The sequence below is a fragment of the Aestuariibaculum scopimerae genome, assembly GCF_059428085.1.
This window is the reverse complement of record NZ_CM182089.1, coordinates 3,354,364-3,373,760: the sequence shown is the minus strand read 5'-3', so window position 1 is coordinate 3,373,760 and position 19,397 is coordinate 3,354,364. Positions and strand designations below refer to the sequence as shown.

The 19,397-nt window shown below is 34.7% G+C and carries 14 protein-coding genes; 10 read left to right on the top strand and 4 right to left on the bottom strand.

Annotated features, from left to right (window positions below; translation table 11 throughout):
- Positions 1 to 128 precede the first annotated feature (128 nt).
- A complete protein-coding gene (locus tag AC5SR4_RS14630; RefSeq protein WP_495357019.1) occupies positions 129 to 845 on the top strand; it encodes a hypothetical protein in 717 nt (238 codons plus the stop codon).
- Positions 846 to 866: 21 nt separating this feature from the next.
- Here AC5SR4_RS14630 and AC5SR4_RS14625 read toward each other — a convergent pair whose 3' ends face one another.
- Entirely contained in the window at positions 867 to 1,394 is a 528-nt protein-coding gene (locus AC5SR4_RS14625) for a DUF8685 domain-containing protein (RefSeq protein WP_495357018.1), read from the bottom strand.
- A gap of 178 nt (positions 1,395 to 1,572) precedes the next feature.
- Between AC5SR4_RS14625 and uvrA the strand changes: the two genes are divergently transcribed.
- The 7 genes from uvrA to pheT all read left to right on the top strand — a co-directional run bounded on the left by uvrA (position 1,573) and on the right by pheT (position 14,137).
- Positions 1,573 to 4,410, top strand: a complete 2,838-nt coding sequence (gene uvrA, locus AC5SR4_RS14620) for an excinuclease ABC subunit UvrA (protein ID WP_495357017.1) — start codon at positions 1,573 to 1,575, stop codon at positions 4,408 to 4,410.
- A 92-nt stretch (positions 4,411 to 4,502) separates the two neighbouring features.
- A complete protein-coding gene (locus AC5SR4_RS14615; protein ID WP_495357016.1) occupies positions 4,503 to 5,192 on the top strand; it encodes an LOG family protein in 690 nt (229 codons plus the stop codon).
- Positions 5,193 to 5,319: 127 nt separating this feature from the next.
- On the top strand, positions 5,320 to 8,151 hold the full coding sequence (locus AC5SR4_RS14610) for a gluzincin family metallopeptidase (protein WP_495357015.1): 2,832 nt from the start codon (positions 5,320 to 5,322) through the stop codon (positions 8,149 to 8,151).
- A gap of 174 nt (positions 8,152 to 8,325) precedes the next feature.
- Positions 8,326 to 10,737 (top strand): alpha-ketoacid dehydrogenase subunit alpha/beta, encoded by a 2,412-nt coding sequence (locus tag AC5SR4_RS14605; protein WP_495357014.1) that lies wholly within the window; start codon positions 8,326 to 8,328, stop codon positions 10,735 to 10,737.
- A gap of 21 nt (positions 10,738 to 10,758) precedes the next feature.
- Positions 10,759 to 11,139, top strand: a complete 381-nt coding sequence (locus tag AC5SR4_RS14600) for a DoxX family protein (protein ID WP_495357013.1) — start codon at positions 10,759 to 10,761, stop codon at positions 11,137 to 11,139.
- Positions 11,140 to 11,146: 7 nt separating this feature from the next.
- Complete coding sequence (locus AC5SR4_RS14595; protein WP_495357012.1) at positions 11,147 to 11,629, top strand: hypothetical protein; 483 nt, start codon at positions 11,147 to 11,149, stop codon at positions 11,627 to 11,629.
- Positions 11,630 to 11,710: 81 nt separating this feature from the next.
- The gene (gene pheT / locus AC5SR4_RS14590; protein WP_495357011.1) at positions 11,711 to 14,137 is read left to right on the top strand and encodes a phenylalanine--tRNA ligase subunit beta; all 2,427 of its coding nucleotides are present in this window, start codon (positions 11,711 to 11,713) and stop codon (positions 14,135 to 14,137) included.
- 56 nt (positions 14,138 to 14,193) lie between these two features.
- Here the strand turns inward: pheT and AC5SR4_RS14585 are convergent, their stop codons facing one another.
- Entirely contained in the window at positions 14,194 to 14,922 is a 729-nt protein-coding gene (locus AC5SR4_RS14585; RefSeq protein WP_495357010.1) for a sulfite exporter TauE/SafE family protein, read from the bottom strand.
- Between the two features lie 137 nt (positions 14,923 to 15,059).
- Here AC5SR4_RS14585 and AC5SR4_RS14580 point away from each other — a divergent pair, with 137 nt between their 5' ends.
- Positions 15,060 to 15,287, top strand: coding sequence for a putative signal transducing protein (locus AC5SR4_RS14580; protein WP_495357009.1), 228 nt, complete (start codon positions 15,060 to 15,062; stop codon positions 15,285 to 15,287).
- Between the two features lie 10 nt (positions 15,288 to 15,297).
- Here the strand turns inward: AC5SR4_RS14580 and AC5SR4_RS14575 are convergent, their stop codons facing one another.
- Positions 15,298 to 16,923 carry an ABC-F family ATP-binding cassette domain-containing protein gene (locus AC5SR4_RS14575; RefSeq protein ID WP_495357008.1) on the bottom strand — a complete coding sequence of 542 codons (1,626 nt, stop codon included), beginning with the start codon at positions 16,921 to 16,923 and terminating at the stop codon, positions 15,298 to 15,300.
- 210 nt (positions 16,924 to 17,133) lie between these two features.
- On the opposite strand from AC5SR4_RS14575, the gene AC5SR4_RS14570 reads away from it, so the two are divergent.
- Positions 17,134 to 18,564 (top strand): TlpA family protein disulfide reductase, encoded by a 1,431-nt coding sequence (locus tag AC5SR4_RS14570; RefSeq protein ID WP_495357007.1) that lies wholly within the window; start codon positions 17,134 to 17,136, stop codon positions 18,562 to 18,564.
- On the opposite strand, the gene AC5SR4_RS14565 is transcribed toward AC5SR4_RS14570, so the two are convergent.
- Entirely contained in the window at positions 18,559 to 19,362 is an 804-nt protein-coding gene (locus AC5SR4_RS14565; RefSeq protein WP_495357006.1) for an SDR family oxidoreductase, read from the bottom strand. The two genes, AC5SR4_RS14570 and AC5SR4_RS14565, sit on opposite strands and share 6 nt — an antisense overlap.
- Positions 19,363 to 19,397: the final 35 nt, after the last annotated feature.

Here is a 19,397-nt window from a genome sequence, read left to right as displayed (position 1 = left end):
GCAAGATTAAAGGCATATGGGATTACCGATTATCCGAAGGGAAGTTACTGCTGTCGTTTTTTAATGGTTTTCTTTGATTACACCACTAGTAATTAATATTTTAGACAACCATTCTTAACCGCTATTTAATGAAATTTAAAAAAACATTTAAAATTGTTGCGGGCGTTATTGTTTTCTTAACGCTACCCAGTTTTCTGTTTTTCTGTTTTGTGTTCTTTAAGTACAATGAAGATCTTCCACAAGGCGCCTTGGGTAAAGAAGCAGATGCACTGGCACATAAAATGCTTGCCCAATTAAATTACGAAGCCTATAAAAACACTAATTATATTGAATGGTCCTTTAAAATGAGACACCATTACAAATGGGAAAAAGCCAATAATATTTGCAATGTACAGTGGGAAGAATACAAAGTGACCCTCAATTTAAATGATCATGCTAAAAGCAAGGCTTATGTGCACAGTTTTAAAGTAGATGGCAAATTAGCCAAAGAACTTATAGAAGAAGCTATGGGTTATTTTAATAACGATTCGTTTTGGCTGGTAGCTCCTTATAAAGTATTTGATGCTGGTGTCGAACGGCGATTAGTAACGCTAGAAAATAATGAAAAAGCTTTACTGGTAACCTATACCACGGGAGGTTCTACGCCCGGTGACTCATATTTGTGGCTGTTTGACACAAACGGAAAACCTAAAGCTTTTAAAATATGGGCCTCTATACTGCCTATTAAAGGATTAGAAGCTTCATGGAGCGATTGGACTACTACCGAAAGTGGTGCCAAATTACCCACATTCCACAAATTATTTATTATTGGTATTGAATTAGGGCACATTAGGGGGGTAAAATAAAATTATATCACAAATAGGTCTTTATTTGTTGCCCCGTTGCCCAACAAAGTTATGGCTCTTGGATTTGAATAAGATATTGAAACTGGTGAGACTACCATAAATTCTAGTAATGTACTGCTGCAGGTCTATTTTACCCTGCTCATCCAAATTACTGGCATTAATGCGTTGTTCCATAACACGCAAGCGGTCCCTTACCATCGTTATTTTATGAAAAAATGTATCAATGGGCAATTCATACGGTTTTAAACTGGCATCCCCTGGTTCTAGAATAAGCTTTCCTCCCTTATATTTATCGGCTATGGGCACTACTTCACTAACATCACTCCAGGTCTTTAAAATTTCCACTAAACTGCTTTCAACATCAAAAAAGCTAACCGTATCCACATCACCATCAGCAGCTTCAATAACTTCAAAATCGCTATCTAAATCAATGGTCTCTAAACCACCTTCAATAAACGTTACCCAATAATGTTGTGAGGTTACATTGGTCACAACCCCTTTGCCATATTCTGAATGATTTATACGAGATCCTATTCCTAGTAATTTCATAATGTTTGTTTTTACTTATTTAGAGGCATAGAAGTTTATAAATTTAAACTATTAAAGCGCTTCTCCTATTGCCTATTCTTATCCTTGGCTTTATTTCATTTACAATGATAATAATTCTGAAATAAAACTTCACAAGAAATTAACAACTAAAATTGTAACTTTGCACTTTTGCCACTATATGAACCATTTTGATGATTTTATTGAAGTAAAAGGTGCCCGAGTTCACAACCTTAAAAACATAGATGTTTCCATACCTCGAGAAAAACTTGTCGTTATAACTGGCCTGTCCGGTAGCGGAAAATCGTCATTAGCCTTTGATACCATCTATGCAGAAGGACAACGCCGTTATATTGAAACCTTCTCGGCTTATGCCCGTCAGTTTTTAGGCGGCTTGGAACGCCCAGATGTTGATAAAATAGAAGGGCTCTCTCCTGTTATTGCTATTGAGCAAAAAACAACCAGCAAATCACCACGCTCTACTGTAGGCACCATTACCGAAATTTATGATTTTTTAAGGCTATTATATGCTAGGGCCAGTGATGCCTATAGTTATAATACGGGTGAAAAAATGATAAGCTATAGTGATGCACAAATTAAAGAACTCATTATTAAAGACTTTAAGGACAAACGTATTAACGTTTTGGCCCCAGTAATTCGTTCTAGAAAGGGGCATTATCGTGAATTATTTGAGCAAATTGACAAGCAAGGCTTTGTAAAAGTGCGTACTGATGGTGAAATAAAGGAAGTGGTTAAGGGCATGAAGCTAGACCGCTATAAAACACACGATATAGAGATTGTTATTGATAGATTGGTTATAACTGATACTATTGATAACGACAAACGCCTAACGGAAACCATTAACACTGCCATGTACCATGGTGATGATGTATTGATGGTTTTAGATCAAGATACCAACGAAACCCGTTACTTTAGTAGAAGCTTAATGTGCCCTACTTCTGGAATATCATATCCCAATCCAGAACCCAATAATTTTTCATTTAACTCACCCAAAGGCGCCTGTAGCAATTGTAATGGTATAGGAACCTTATACACGGTCAATGAGAAAAAAATAGTGCCTGACGATTCCATTTCCATTAAAAATGGTGCCCTAGCACCACATGGTCCAGAAAAGAAAAGTTGGATATTTAAACAGTTTGAAATCATTGCACAACGTTTTAACTTTAAATTAACCGATGCCTATAAAGATATTCCTGAGGACGCTAAACAAATGATTCTGTATGGGGGAAATGAAAAATTTTCGGTAGAAAGCAAAACATTGGGTGTAACGCGCGATTACAAAATAGATTTTGAAGGTGTAGCCAATTTTATTGAAAACCAATATAGAACAGCCGAATCTACTTCCCTAAAGCGTTGGGCCAAGAACTATATGGACAAAATTGAATGCCCGGAGTGCCATGGTAGCAGACTAAAGAAAGCGTCCCTCTATTTTAAGATAAACAATAAAAACATTGCAGAGTTGGCCAATACAGATATTTCTGAATTGGCAGATTGGTTTAAAGACTTGCCCAAACACCTATCTGATAAACAGCTTAAAATTGCAGAGGAAATCATAAAAGAGATAAGGTCTAGATTACAATTTTTGCTAGATGTTGGCCTAAATTACTTGTCCTTAAACAGAAGCTCTAAATCACTGTCTGGTGGTGAAGCCCAACGCATACGCTTAGCAACACAAATTGGTTCGCAACTGGTAGGCGTGCTATATATTTTAGATGAGCCGAGTATTGGCTTACACCAACGGGATAACGAAAAACTGATTAACTCACTGGCCTCGTTACGGGATATTGGAAATTCTGTAATAGTAGTTGAGCATGACAAAGACATGATTGAACGTGCCGATTATGTAATTGATATCGGCCCCAAAGCAGGTAAGCATGGTGGTGAAATTATTAGTATAGGATCGCCAAAAGAACTTTTAACGCACCACACTTTAACATCCGATTACCTGAACGGTACTAAAGAAATAGAAGTCCCTAAAAAGCGTAGAGCAGGCAATGGTAAGTTTTTAGAACTCATTGGTTGCTCAGGTAACAATTTAAAAAACGTATCGGTTAAATTTCCTCTAGGAAAAATGATTGGTGTTACAGGGGTTTCTGGCAGTGGCAAATCAACCTTAATCAATGAAACCCTCTACCCCATTTTAAATGCTCATTATTTTAATGGCGTTAAAAAACCCATGCCCTATAAAAGTATTAAGGGCCTAGAGCACATTGATAAGGTAATCGACATTAACCAGTCTCCCATAGGAAGAACACCTCGAAGCAATCCTGTTACCTACACAGGTACCTTTAGCGAAATAAGAGCGCTTTATGCTAAAATACCAGAAGCCATGATTCGTGGTTATAAAGCAGGACGCTTTAGTTTTAATGTTAAGGGCGGTCGTTGTGAAACCTGCCAAGGCGGTGGCTTACGAGTTATTGAAATGAATTTTCTTCCCGATGTTTACGTAGAATGTGAAACCTGCCAAGGAAAACGCTTTAATAGAGAAACTTTAGAAATTCGTTACAAAGGAAAATCTATCAGTGATGTACTAGATATGACCATTAATGAAGCCGTAGATTTCTTTGAACATATCCCTAAAATCCATAAAAAGCTTAAAACCATTAAAGATGTTGGGTTAGGTTACATTACATTAGGACAACAAAGCACTACGCTTTCTGGCGGGGAAGCACAACGTATTAAACTGGCTACCGAACTTAGTAAACGCGATACCGGAAATACTTTTTACATTTTAGATGAGCCAACAACAGGTTTACACTTTGAAGACATTCGTGTTTTAATGATTGTACTTAATAAATTAGCCAACAAGGGTAATACCGTATTAATAATAGAACATAATTTGGATGTCATTAAAACCGTTGACCACATTATTGATATTGGTTATGAAGGAGGAAAAGGTGGTGGTAAGATTATTGTAGAAGGCACTCCCGAGGACGTTATCCAACACAAAAAGAGCTATACGGCCAAGTTTCTTAAAAAAGAATTAATTAAAGACTAGATAATTTATTAACACTTGTTTGCAAGAAGCTAGATAGAAAACTACATTTGGAAGATTAGAGAAAATAGGTTAGAACAATAAACATTTTCATTATGATAACAGAACAACACCATAAAGGATGGAATGAAATAAAAACAAACGACTCATGGGCCATATTTAAGATTATGGGCGAGTTTGTAAATGGTTTTGAGAAGATGAGCAGAATAGGTCCATGTGTATCTATTTTTGGATCAGCAAGAACAAAACCTGATAATCCTTATTACAAACTGGCAGAAAAAATTGCCACTGGTATTGTAAATGCGGGTTATGGTGTTATTACAGGTGGCGGGCCTGGCATTATGGAAGCTGGTAACAAAGGAGCCCATATTGGTGGGGGTACATCAGTTGGTTTAAATATAGAATTACCTTTTGAACAGCATGACAATCCGTATATAGACCATGACAAGAACTTAGATTTCGATTACTTTTTTGTTCGTAAAGTTATGTTTGTAAAGTACTCGCAAGGTTTTGTTGTTATGCCTGGCGGTTTTGGAACCTTAGATGAATTGTTTGAAGCCATGACATTAATACAAACCCATAAAATTGAAAAATTCCCCATTATACTAGTTGGCACTAAATTTTGGGAAGGCCTTATAGATTGGATAAAACAAACCCTTTTAAAAGACTATAGCAATATAAGTGAAAAGGATTTAGATTTAATTCATGTAGTAGATACAGAAAAGGAAGTGATAACGATACTCGATGCATTTTATAAAGAAACAGCCTTAAGTCCTAATTTTTAAAAAACCACAAATCCGCATATTACGTTAATGTTAATGACTGCCAAACATTTAACTATATTTAGTTAACCTAGTTTTACTATATTGCAGCGCCTTAACATATATGAACCCTAAAATGTTAAAATAAAAATTGAAACCAAGTCTTTTACGTTTTTCTATATGTATGCTTGTAAGCTTTTGTAGCTTTGGTCAGAACAAAATTGACTTAAAAGCTGTTTTCGATATTGAAAATCGAGAAATAGCCATTTCGCAAACCATTCAATATCAAAACACCACTTCAGATGTTTTAGATGTTATTTATTTGAATGATTGGAATAAAAGCTATTCCACAAAAAAAACGCCGCTAGCTGTTAGAATTGCAGATGAATACAAAAATGACTTTCATTTAGCCAAAAATGAAGAAAGAGGTTATTCTGTGATAACCTCTATAAGACAAAATGGTAACGAATTAAGTTTTAAACAACTAAAAAACCATATTGATGTTATTGAGGTTACACTTGAAACACCACTAAAACCTAATGAATCTTACAACATCTATTTAGAGTACATTGTACACATACCTAGTGATAAATTTACCAGCTATGGTATTACAGAAACAGGTGATTTAAACTTGCGATATTGGTACATTACCCCCGCGGTTTATAATGGTGAATGGCAGTATTACAGCAATAAGGGTTTGGATGATTTATTTATTCCAGAAGCTACTTTAAACCTAGACATAGAATATCCAGAAACACATAAATTAACCAGTGAGTTAGACGTTATAGAAGAACAGCTGTTACCCACAAAAAAAACAGCCAAGTTACATGGGGAAAAGCGTATAAACACAAAGCTGTTCTTAAACAAAGCACCGCATTTCAATACCATTCAAACCGAAGATTTTGCATTAATATCCAATATTAATGGAGAAGAACTGAATGTTTTAGACAAAGTGTTAATTACTGAGCAAATCACCGAATTCATTACCCAAAGCTTTGGCCCGTATCCGCATAAAAAATTGCTTTTAACACAGATAGATTATGACAAAGACCCCCTGTATGGTCTAAACTTTTTGCCAAACTTTATAAAACCTTACCCCAGCCATTTTAAATATGAACTAAAGCTATTAAAAATAGCCTTACGTAACTATTTGGAGAATACATTGCTTATCAATCCCAGAAAGGAACAATGGCTCTTGGATGGCATTCAAATTTTCTATTTGATGAATTATGTGGAAACCTATTACCCAAATATGAAATTCTTAGGCTCTTTAGCCAATATTTGGGGTGTACGGTCTTTTCATGCAGCTGATATGAAGTTTAACGATAAATACATATTGGCTTATATGCTTATGGCAAGAACCAATAGAGACCAGCCGCTAACCATGGCCAAAGATTCATTGTTAAAGTTTAATTATAGCATAGCCAATAAATACAAAGCAGGTGTTGGTTTAGACTATTTAGACGATTTTATCAATAGTCACATTTTAGAAAATACCATAGAAGCTTTTGTAAAAGAGCAAAAACTAAAGCAAACATCCACAAAAGCCTTTGAAGACTTTTTAAAGACCAAAACCAATAAAAATATTGATTGGTTTTTTACAGATTATCTAGAAACCCGTAAGGCCATTGATTTTAAAATTAAGAATGTTGTAAAAACAGAAGACTCTATAACCCTTACCATTAAAAATAAAGAGCATAACACTATGCCCATTTCGTTGTATACATTGAGCAACGATAGCATTATATCAAAAAGATGGGTAGAAAATATCACTAAAAGCAAGACATTAACCATACCAAGAAACAATGCCGATAAACTTGTTTTAAATTATGAGAATGTTATACCTGAAGTTAATGCTCGCGATAATTGGAAATCATTAAAAGGTTTCTTTTTTAACAACAAGCCTTTACAGTTCAGGCTTTTTAAAGATATAGAAGACCCCTATTACAATCAGGTTTTTTTTATGCCCATAGCCGAATTCAATAATATCTATGATGGCTTCACATTGGGCATGCGGGCTTACAATACAACTGTTTTAAGAAAGCTTTTCAATTATAAGATTGAGCCACTTTATGCGTTTAAATCAAAAACCCTAACAGGGTCTGCCTCAATCTCAAAAACCCATTACCTAAAGAACAGTAATTTGTATTACATCAATTATGGCGCTGTTGGTAGCTATACATCCTATGCAGAAGATTTATTTGTTAGACAAATAACACCCTCTATTACCTTTTTATTTAGGGAAGACAATGATTTACGTTCTAACAAACGGCAATCCCTTATTTTTAGGTATGTCACTATTAATCGAGATAGAGATCTTAATAACATACTAACAACCAGTGAGCCAAATTACAGTATATTAAACATACGCTACCTTAATTCTAACGATAATTTAATTAATTACAGTAAATGGTATACCGATTTTCAAGTCGCCAAAAAGTTTACTAAAATTGCTTTTAATTATGAATACAGGCGGTTATTTGAAAATAACAGGCAATTAAATTTAAGGTTTTATACAGGGGCTTTTTTAAATAACAGAAATGACCCAACATCCGACTATTTTAGTTTTGCTTTAGACAGGCCAACCGATTATTTGTTTGACTATCCGTATTTAGGCAGGTCTGAATCCACAGGAATCTTTAGTCAGCAATACATCGATGCAGAGGGCGGTTTTAAATCGAAGTTAGAAACACCGTTTGCCAACCAGTGGATGTCTACTGTTAATGTAAGTACTACACTCTGGAAATATGTTTTAGCTTATGGAGATATGGGATTGTTAAAAAACAGGCATAACAGTCCTAGCTTTGCTTATGATTCTGGTATTCGGATTAATTTAGTAACTGATTATTTTGAAATATACTTCCCCGTATACTCAAGTTTGGGCTGGGAAATAGGCAAACCAGATTACGACCAAAGAATACGTTTTAAGGTTACGATAGACCCTCAAGTGCTTTTGGGCTTGTTTAGAAGACGGTGGTATTAAAAATGTTAAACAATTGCATAATTATCATTGTTTTTGTCTTTTTAATATTAAAAACATAATTAAAAGTCTTTATATTCCATATTTTTAAAAATTAAGCAGTGTTTTACAATAAAATTTAATTGCATAAACCGTAAACTTTAACTACTTTTGCGGAAGTTAAAGCACTTATAAATTATGCAAACTATTCCAGAGTTAAAAGACAATATCTCGTTTGAAGATTTTAAAGCAGAAGTTTTAAATGACTACAAAATTGCGGTAAGAAGTCGGGAGTGTAGTTTGTTAGGTCGCCGTGAGGTTTTAACGGGAAAAGCTAAGTTTGGAATTTTTGGCGACGGCAAAGAAGTTCCGCAATTAGCTATGGCCAAAGCATTTGCTAAAGGTGATTGGCGGTCAGGTTATTATAGAGATCAAACCTTTATGATGGCCATTGGCGAACTAACAATGGAGCAATTCTTTGCAGGTTTGTATGCCAATACCGATGTAACATTAGAGCCCATGTCTGCAGGACGTCAAATGGGTGGCCATTTTGCAACACACAGTCTAAATAGTGATGGTAGCTGGAAAGATTTAACCAAACAATATAATTCCAGTGCAGATATCTCCCCTACTGCAGGACAAATGCCACGCCTATTGGGCTTGGCACAGGCTTCAAAAATTTTTAGGGAAGTTAAAGATATTAATTCTGCTAAGTTTTCAATAAAGGGAAACGAGGTTGCTTGGGGAACCATTGGAAACGCCAGTACCAGTGAAGGTTTGTTTTTTGAAACCGTAAATGCTGCAGGCGTACTGCAAGTTCCTTTAATAATAAGTGTCTGGGATGACGAATACGGTATTTCAGTGCATGCTAAACACCAAACTACAAAAGAGAATATATCAGAAATACTAAAAGGGTTTCAGCGAACCGGGAAAGCAAAAGGCTTTGAAATTTTGCGCGTTAAAGGATGGGATTATGCAAACTTAGTAGAAACCTACCAAGAAGCAGCTTCTATAGCACGAGAAGAACATGTGCCTATTATAATACACGTTACCGAACTTACGCAACCTCAAGGACACTCAACATCAGGGTCGCACGAACGCTATAAAAGTTCCGAACGTCTAAATTGGGAAGCACAGCATGACTGCAATACAAAAATGCGGGAATGGATTATTGAAAGTGGTATTACCACACATGAAGCTCTTACCGAAATTGAAAGGCTTATAAAACGCGAAGTAAAAGACGCCAGAAGAAATGCTTGGAACACCTTTTTAAAACCTATTTTAGACGAACAGCAAGAACTGCTTAGCCTATTGCAAAAAATAGAATCGTTAAGTGTTAATGGTGTTTTTATTAAAAAGCTTAAAGACAATCTTGCAAACATTGAAGAAGCTACTAGAAAAGACATACTATCGCATGCTAGAAAAGCCTTAAGATATACTCTAGGAGAAACATTTCCCGAAAAGAAGCTTTTAAGTGATTGGATAACAAAGACCATTGAAAATGCACAGCCTAAATTTAGTTCGCATCTATATTCCGAAACATCAAGGTCTAATATCCTTATCAAAGAGGTTAAACCAACCTATTCTGAAAATACAGCCCAAGTAGATGGGCGTATTATACTACGTGATAATTTTGAAGAAATTTTCACCAAATATCCCGAAGCCTTAATTTTTGGTGAAGACACCGGTAATATAGGTGATGTAAACCAAGGTTTAGAAGGCTTACAAAATAAATTTGGTGAGTTAAGAGTAGCCGATACAGGTATTAGAGAAGCAACCATTATTGGTCAAGGTATTGGTATGGCCCTAAGGGGATTAAGACCTATTGCCGAAATACAATACCTGGATTATATATTATATGCACTGCAGATTATTAGTGATGACCTTTCTACACTACATTACAGAACAAAGGGCAAACAAAAAGCCCCATTAATTATACGAACACGTGGGCATCGATTAGAGGGTATTTGGCACTCGGGCTCGCAAATGGGCGGTATTGTAAACCTTGTTAGGGGAATTAATGTTCTAGTACCTAGAAACATGACCAAGGCTGCTGGCTTTTACAACACACTTTTGCAAGGTGATGACCCTGCCATAGTAGTAGAATGTTTGAATGGCTATAGGCTTAAAGAGAAAATGCCTAACAACTTGGGTGACATTAAAACACCTATTGGTGTCGTTGAAACTTTAAAAGAAGGTACCGATATTACATTGGTGTCCTATGGGTCTACACTTCGTATTGTAGAAGAAGTTGCTAAAGAATTATTAACAGTAGGCATTGATGCCGAAGTGATTGATGTACAATCTTTATTGCCATTTGATTTAAATCACGATATCCTTAAGAGTATTCAAAAAACAAATCGTGTTATGATTATTGATGAAGATGTTCCAAATGGGGCTTCAGCATATATTCTAAACGAAATTTTAAATATTCAAAATGCCTATGAATATTTAGATAGCCAACCTAAAACACTTACTGCAAAAGACCACAGGCCTGCATACGGGAATGATGGGGACTATTTTTCCAAACCATCAGCCGAGGATATTTTTGAGGCTGTTTACGCAGTTATGCATGAATTAAGCCCTGAAGACTACCCAAAACTTAGATAACATATTTTAACTTACTATATTATGATAAAAAATGCTACAGATTTAGGATTATTGATACTTAGAATTGGTTTGTCTGGATTGTTGCTAACACATGGCATACCAAAATTTAAATTACTAATGGCCACCCCTATAAAATTTGCCGATCCCATTGGACTTGGAGAAACAACCTCATTGGTACTAACCTTAGTAGGCGAAGTTATAGCGCCCATTTTAGTATTAATTGGGTACAAAACAAAGTTGGCTACCATACCCACTATTATAACCATGGGTGTTGCAGCATTTGTTATACATATTAGCGATCCCATAGGTACCAAAGAAAAGGCGCTACTTTACATGATCGGATTTTTAGCACTGTTTTTTACAGGCGCTGGAAAATATGCCATAGATGGATTGAAAAAATAAAAACCTATTGAAAGCAGCTTCTATTGCAGATATAAAAAAAGAATTAAACCACAAATCTAATGATGAATTAGTTGAAATTTGTTTGCGTCTGGCAAAGTTTAAGAAAGATAGCAAAGAACTACTCTCCTATCTAATCTTTGAATCGCACGACGAAGATCAATATATACAAACTGTTAAACAATATATTGATGAACAGTTCCAACTTATTAACATTAATAGTTATTTCTACATCAAAAAAAGCATTCGCAAAATATTGAGAAACATTAAAAAATTTGCGCGCTATTCTTTGAAAAAAGAAACCGAAGTAGAATTGTTAATCTATTTTTGCCAGAAGTTGAAAGATTTTAAACCTAGCATAAAGCGAAATGTTACCTTAGTAAACATCTACTCCAGGCAATTAGAATTAGTAAAAAAAATAGTATCAACTTTGCATGAAGATTTACAGTACGACTATTCCCTAATGATTGCTAATCTAGAAACAAACGAATAATACCCGCACTTTCAACAACATTTTCAAAAGGAAAAATGAAAAAAAATATGTAGGTTTGCACACTCAAACAGTAAATGATTTATGAAGATTTCATATAATTGGTTAAAGCAATTTATTAAGACGGATTGGACGCCAGAGCAGACGGGGGAACTGCTAACAGATTTAGGGCTTGAAGTTGAAGGTATAGATACATACCAATCGGTTAAAGGCGGACTAGAAGGTGTAATTGTTGGCGAGGTTCTTACTTGTACAAAACACCCAAATGCCGATAAGTTAAAAATAACCACTGTTAATATAGGTGCCGAATTACCACTACAAATTGTATGTGGTGCGCCAAATGTTGCTGTTGGACAAAAGGTTCCCGTAGCTACCATTGGAACCACTTTATATACTGAAACAGGTGAAGCCTGGGTAATTAAAAAAGGAAAGATTAGAGGCGAAGAAAGCCATGGGATGATTTGTGCTGAAGATGAACTTGGTTTAGGTAAATCACATGACGGTATATTGGTTTTGGACAATGACACAAAAATAGGTACACCATGTGCCGATATTTTTGAAATTGAAAATGATCAAATATTCGAAATAGGGTTAACACCCAATCGTGCTGATGCCATGAGCCATTTAGGAACTGCTCGCGATTTAAAAGCAGGTTTAGTTCAAAAAGACATCAACTTAGAGCTTATAACACCATCTGTTAGTGCTTTCCATACAGATAACCGCACCCTTAAAATTGACGTTGAAGTAGAAAATAAAGAATTGGCACCTAGATATTGCGGCATTACCATTTCAGGTTTAAAAGTTGGAACATCCCCAGCTTGGCTACAACATCGCTTAAAAGCTATTGGTCTAAATCCTATAAACAACATTGTTGATGCTACCAATTATGTGCTCCATGAACTTGGACAACCACTTCATGCATTTGATGCTGCAAAAATTTCAGGAAATAAAATCAACGTTAAAACCTTGCCAAAGGGCACAAAGTTTATAACATTAGATGGTATAGAGCGCGAATTGCACGAAGACGATTTAATGATTTGTAATGCTGAAAACCCTATGTGTATTGCTGGTGTACTTGGGGGCTTAGACTCTGGAGTTACCGAAAAAACTACAAGTATCTTTTTAGAAAGTGCTTATTTCAACCCTGTTAGCATTCGTAAATCTGCAAAACGACACGGGTTAAACACAGATGCTTCTTTTAGATTTGAACGCGGTATTGATCCTAATATTACTGAATATGCGTTAAAACGTGCCACCTTACTTATTCAGGAAATAGCTGGAGGTGAAGTAACTTGTGATATTATTGATGTATATCCAAATAAGATTGAGGATTTTCAAGTACGCATGAGTTTTGAAAATGCTAAAAAGTTGATAGGTGAAGAAATTCCAAAAGAAACCATAAAACGCATTTTAACATCCTTGGAGATTAAAGTAAATAATGTAACCGAAGCTGGGTTGGGCTTAACTGTACCTGCATATAGAAATGATGTACAGCGAGAAGCTGATGTTATTGAAGAAATTTTAAGGATTTATGGCTACAACAATGTTAAAACCACCGATAAGTTAAATGCTTCCGTTTCAAATTCGACACGATTTGAAGACCATAAGGTTCAAAATATTATTGGCAACCAATTGGCTTCTCAAGGGTTTTATGAAATACTCTCTAACTCATTAACAACACCTAATTATGCTGCACTGAGTAAGCAATTGAGCGAAACGCACAATATTACTATGCTAAACCCTCTAAGTAAAGAGCTATCTGTGTTAAGGCAATCACTTTTATTTTCTGGGTTAGAAGCTGTTTCATTCAATATTAACAGAAAGCGTTCTGATTTAAAACTATTCGAATTTGGAAAAACCTATCATGGGTATGATACTAAGCGAGAAGAATATAAACATTTATCTGTATTTATAACTGGAAATAAAACCCAAGAAAATTGGAATACCGCTCATGACAAAAGCAACTTCTTTTATATTAAAGGGTATGTTGAAAGTGTATTGGAACGCTTAGGTATTTCTAGACATAATGAAAGCCCAGTAGAAAATGATTTATTTAGTGAGGGTGTTAATTTAAGCCTAGGTAACATTAAATTGGTTGATTTTGGTCCCGTTAAGAAGTCCATTTTAAAGCAATTTGACATCACCCAAGAAGTTTTATTTGCCAACTTTTATTGGGACGCTATTTTAGAGATCGTTAAAAGAAACAAAATAACATTTAAGGCCATACCTAAATACCCAGAAGTACGTAGGGACTTTGCCTTATTGCTTGACAAGCATGTAACTTTTGAGTCTATTTACAAAATTGCCAAAACAACAGAAAAACAATTATTAAAAAACATTAGCCTATTTGATGTTTATCAGGGTAAAAATCTGCCAGCAGGCAAAAAAAGCTATGCGGTAAGTTTTACGTTACAAGACGAAAACAAAACCCTAACAGACAAGCAGATCGATAAGATTATGGGCAAGTTACAAACCCAATTTAAAACACAATTAGGGGCAGAATTACGATAAAGCAATCAGTTTACAACTAACCAATAAAAAAGCTTATTTTAAACGACTTACTGTGTTTAAAATAAGCTTTTTAAAATGGTAATTATGCCAATACCAAGTATTAAAAACAAAGAGATTTTCTTAAACCACTCTTGTGATATCTTATTTAAAAGTAGTTTGCCAATATAAGTGCCCAATATGCCAATAAGTACCAAAAAAGGAATATAAATAAGAATGTCCTTTGTTATATAACCATTGTAGATATAAACCAAGGTCCTGCTAAAATCAACTCCAAAATCTATAATAGCAGATGTGGCAATAAAAACACTTTTTTCAAGATTAAATGCAGCCATTGTTAGTCCTCTAATGGCACCACCCGTCCCTAAAATACCAGCAATGAACCCAGACAATGTACCTCCTAAAACCGCTTCCTTTTTATTAGGTGAAATTTTTAAATTCTTGTGGATTAAGAATAATAAACTTAGAGCTACCAGAAATACGCCTAATACGATTTCAAGAAATGTGACATTCAAAAATTTACTTATATAGCCACCTATAATAACAAACAATACTGCTGGCACTCCAATATAAAGAACAAGCTTTTTGTCTATTCCCTTTTTAAAAAGTGCTATTTTACTCAAATTGCTGGCTACATGGAACAAAGCAGTAATTCCTAAAACCGTTTGAAAATTAAAATAGAAGTTAGCAACTGGTACAAAAAACACAGAGGATCCAAATCCGCCAACCGTTCCAATAACTTCAGCAACTAAAGCTAAGATTAAAAACGTGTACTCTAAATGTTTCAAAACAAAATGATTTAAATAAAAGTACACAAAACCAAATTGCTATTAACTGATTATTATCATATGTAACAAGTAAAAGCGCTTGTTTACTAATGATAAAATTTGTAATTTTATTAAAGGACTTCTAAACAAACAAGGCTATGAAAGACTCAAACTATTTAAAAATATTTACTGGAGATGCCATCATGGCGCAACGTATTGTAACAGAATTAAAAGATATTGATATTAACGCTATTGTAAAAGACCCTACCGAATCAGCAAGACTGGCAGGTTTTGGTGGTGGTATTCTTCCTGGTTTTCAAGAAATATATGTCCACAAGGATGAGATTGATAAGGCCAAGGCCATCATTGAAGAACTGACTTCTTAATACAAAACTACTACGCTGTTACAGCATACATCTTATTGCGTTGTTCCTTTATTTTAGGATCCTGCATATACTCGTCAAATGTAGTATATCTATCAATCACACCACTAGGCGTTAATTCTACCACCCTATTTGCTACCGTTTGCGCAAATTCATGATCGTGTGTAGTAAATAAAACAGTTCCTTTAAAATTGGTTAAAGAGTTGTTAAACGCTGTAATACTTTCTAAATCTAAATGGTTTGTAGGTTCATCCAGCATCAAAACATTGGCACGTACCATCATCATTCTGCTTAACATACAACGCACTTTTTCGCCCCCAGAAAGTACATTAGATTTTTTAAGGGCCTCTTCCCCACTAAAAATCATTTTACCTAAAAAACCACGGATATAGACCTCTTCACGCTCTTCTTCAGTAGTAGCCCATTGACGCAACCAATCTACCAAAGTTAAACTATTATTGAAAAACTCACTGTTGTCTAAAGGAAGGTAAGATTGCGTTGTGGTAATTCCCCAAGAAAACTTTCCAGCATCAGGTTTTTGTTTGTTGTTTAATATTTGATAAAACGCTGTTGTAGCTCTCGAATCTTTTGAAAACACAACTACCTTATCACCTTTTGCCAAGTTTAAATCAATATTTTTAAACAAAACCTCGCCATCTATTGATGAAGCTAATCCGTTAATATTCAATATTTGATCACCAGCTTCGCGATCGCGTTCAAAAATAATGGCAGGATAGCGACGACTGGTAGGTTTTATATCGGCAATATTTAGCTTATCAATCATTTTCTTTCTACTGGTAGCCTGCTTACTTTTCGCTACGTTTGCAGAGAAACGACGAATAAACTCTTCCAATTCTTTTTTCTTCTCTTCTGCTTTTTTATTTTGCTGTGAGCGTTGCCGAGCTGCTAATTGTGACGACTCATACCAAAACGAATAGTTACCGGAATAATGGTTTATTTTCCCAAAATCAATATCCGATATATGTGTGCATACTGCATCTAAAAAGTGGCGGTCATGCGATACTACAATAACACAGTTGTCATAATTTGCCAAGAAATTCTCTAGCCATGAAATGGTTTCATAATCTAAATCGTTAGTAGGCTCATCCATAATAAGTACATCCGGATTTCCAAACAAAGCCTGAGCTAAAAGTACACGTACTTTTTGTTTTCCATCCAAGTCTTTCATCAATGTATAATGAAATTCCTCCTTAATATCTAAATTGGATAGCATAGCTGCTGCATCACTATCGGCATTCCAGCCATTCATTTCTTCAAACTGTACTTGAAGTTCCCCTATTCTATCGGCATTTTCATCAGAATAATCTGCATACAAAGCATCTATTTCAGTTTTAATATTATACAGAGGTTTATTACCCATTAAAACCGTATCTAAAACTGTATGCTCATCATACAAGTTATGATCCTGTTCTAAAACAGACATACGCTTACCGGGCTCTAAATGCACCTGTCCTGAGGTTGGCTCCTGTTTACCTGATATAATCTTTAAAAAAGTGGATTTCCCCGCACCATTGGCCCCTATAACCCCATAACAGTTTCCTGTTGTAAATGTTGTACTTACTTCATCAAACAAAATTCGTTTGCCAAATTGTACGGATAAATTAGATACTGATAACATATAGCTTTTTTTATTTTGCTGCAAAAGTAGAAAATTCAAGTCATAAGTCGAAACTTAGCAAGCTTATTTTAAGTCTAGTACTCAATTTAGTGAATTGCCCTAAACACAACATTTAACAGCGCATTAACAGCACTTTATAAATACAAGATATATTTTTGTATATTAATTTACAACTGCAGTATATAGCTGTAGAACATTGACGAGGGGTTTATGAAACTATATTCTTTAGTTATACTATTAGTGCTTACTTTGCTTGGCTGCAAAAAAGACAGCAAGCAAGTGGATTATAATTATGCCTATTTAGGAGGCGAAATTATTAATCCGAACAACGATTTTGTTGTTATATCTAAAGCAGACACCGTATTAGATACCATCAAACTTGATGGGAGAAATAGATTCCTTTATAAAATTGAAAATCTAAAATCTGGTCTTTACACTTTTCATCACGGAGGTGAAATTCAAATGGTTTTATTAGAACCTACAGATAGCATTCTTTTTAGACTGAATACTCTGGAGTTTGACGAATCGCTGGTGTTTACAGGTAATGGCGATAAAAAAAACAATTATTTAATCAATGAGTTTTTAGAAAATGAAACGCAGGAAAGAAAGATTTTTAAGTACTGCCAACTCAACCCTGTATCTTATGAAAACAGAGTAGATTCCATAAAAACCTTAAAGCTTCAAAAATTCAAGAACTTTAAAAGCAAATACCATACAAGTAAACTTTTTGAAGAAATTGCTCTGGCCAACATAAATTATAATTACTATTCTAGTAAGGAAGTGTATCCATTTGTGCACTATGGCAGTAACAAAGCTGATATTTTAGAATCCATTCCAAGTCACTTCTACAACTACAGGAAAGATGTTAATTATAATAACGATTTTTTTAAAGACTATCATTATTACAATTCTTTCTTAAGGCATAGCATTAATAACTTGTCGCTTTATGATCATTTAAAGCATAGTGAAAGCAAATCATTTATAAGACAATCCCTTTGCTATAATTTAGATAGATTAAAATTGATCGATAGCCTTGTAAGCAACACTAATATAAAAAACGAATTACTATACCATTTTGCATTGAATTATTTATCCAAAAGCACTGATGCTAAAAACAATAATGCTATTCTGGATTCCTATTTAAGTAAAAGTACCAATGACGCCAATAAAACTTTAATGAAACGTTTTGCATCGTCATTAAACAACCTGCAAAAAGGATACGACCTTCCAAATGTTAAGGTGGTTGATTATAATGGTTCAGAATACGAATTAAATAGCCTAATCAATTCTCCAACGGTTATCTGCTTTTGGTCTCATATATATTATGACCACTTTAAGGAAAGTCATTATAAGCTTAAAGAACTAAAAGAAAAATACCCAGAAGTTAAGTTTATTGTTATAAATGTCGATGATTTTGGCTTAGAAAAATCTAGAGAATCATTAATAAATAATAGGTTTGCTTTTGCTAATGAATACCAATTTAAAAACCCTAAGGAGTCTATGGAGGTGTTGGCTATTCAACCTATGACAAAAACAATAGTAATAGACCAAAACCACAAGATAGTAAACAGCAATACCAATATTTTCTCAATTAATTTTGAAGAACAGCTCTTGGGGGCTATTAATAGGCATAACCTATAACTTATAGTGGTTTAGCAATAACTTTTCATATATCCTATCTGGTAAAACACATTTAAGTACAATTGAAAACTTCTGCATAAAGGCTCCTACTTTATAATGAATTTTGGGCCGTTTAGTATTGATAATTTTTAAAACTGCTTTGGCCATCATATTAGGGTCACTCCCACTATCAACATGTGCATTCATTAAACTCAAAGTGTCACCATAAGGCCTAGCATAAGGAGACTCTTTAAGTAGTGGTGCATGATACCTGCCCGCGGCAATATTAGTAGCAAAATCACCAGGAGCAATGTTTGTCATATTAATATTAAAATCCTTGAGTTCCATTCTAAAAGCCTCGGTAATTAGTTCAAGTGCACCTTTACTGGCACTATATATGCCCCTATAAGGCAACCCCATATAGCCAGCAATAGATGTAATGTTTATTATTAAGCCCTCCTTTTGTTTTCGCATTTGAGGTAGCACTGCTTTAATAACATTAATGGGGCCGAAAAAATTAGTATCAAAATTCGCTTTAATTTCCACTTCAGGTATTTCTTCTATAGGTCCAGTAATTCCTGCTCCAGCATTATTAACAACAACATCCAAGCGCCCTTGTTGGTCTATAATATAGTCAACCGTGTTTGTTATGGTTTCAGTCTTTTTAACATCCAGTTCTAAAATAGGAAATTTAGAATTTGTATGCTTTTCAGGGCTTCTACTAGTACCATAAACTATAAACCCATGATCCGTGAGGTAATCCCCAACCGATTTCCCAATACCTGAAGACCCTCCAGTAATTAAAACAACTTTAGACATATTTCAATTTATAATTGATACCGTAAAATTAACAA

What these genes read in the sequence shown, in the direction of transcription:
- AC5SR4_RS14630 (WP_495357019.1), top strand. Translation starts at nt 129, where the DNA reads ATGAAATTTAAAAAAACATTTAAAATTGTTGCGGGCGTTATTGTTTTC.
- AC5SR4_RS14615 (WP_495357016.1), top strand. Translation starts at nt 4,503, where the DNA reads ATGATAACAGAACAACACCATAAAGGATGGAATGAAATAAAAACAAAC.
- AC5SR4_RS14625 (WP_495357018.1), bottom strand. Translation starts at nt 1,394, where the DNA reads ATGAAATTACTAGGAATAGGATCTCGTATAAATCATTCAGAATATGGC.
- AC5SR4_RS14570 (WP_495357007.1), top strand. Translation starts at nt 17,134, where the DNA reads ATGAAACTATATTCTTTAGTTATACTATTAGTGCTTACTTTGCTTGGC.
- AC5SR4_RS14575 (WP_495357008.1), bottom strand. Translation starts at nt 16,923, where the DNA reads ATGTTATCAGTATCTAATTTATCCGTACAATTTGGCAAACGAATTTTG.
- pheT (WP_495357011.1), top strand. Translation starts at nt 11,711, where the DNA reads ATGAAGATTTCATATAATTGGTTAAAGCAATTTATTAAGACGGATTGG.
- AC5SR4_RS14580 (WP_495357009.1), top strand. Translation starts at nt 15,060, where the DNA reads ATGAAAGACTCAAACTATTTAAAAATATTTACTGGAGATGCCATCATG.
- AC5SR4_RS14600 (WP_495357013.1), top strand. Translation starts at nt 10,759, where the DNA reads ATGATAAAAAATGCTACAGATTTAGGATTATTGATACTTAGAATTGGT.
- AC5SR4_RS14565 (WP_495357006.1), bottom strand. Translation starts at nt 19,362, where the DNA reads ATGTCTAAAGTTGTTTTAATTACTGGAGGGTCTTCAGGTATTGGGAAA.
- AC5SR4_RS14605 (WP_495357014.1), top strand. Translation starts at nt 8,326, where the DNA reads ATGCAAACTATTCCAGAGTTAAAAGACAATATCTCGTTTGAAGATTTT.
- uvrA (WP_495357017.1), top strand. Translation starts at nt 1,573, where the DNA reads ATGAACCATTTTGATGATTTTATTGAAGTAAAAGGTGCCCGAGTTCAC.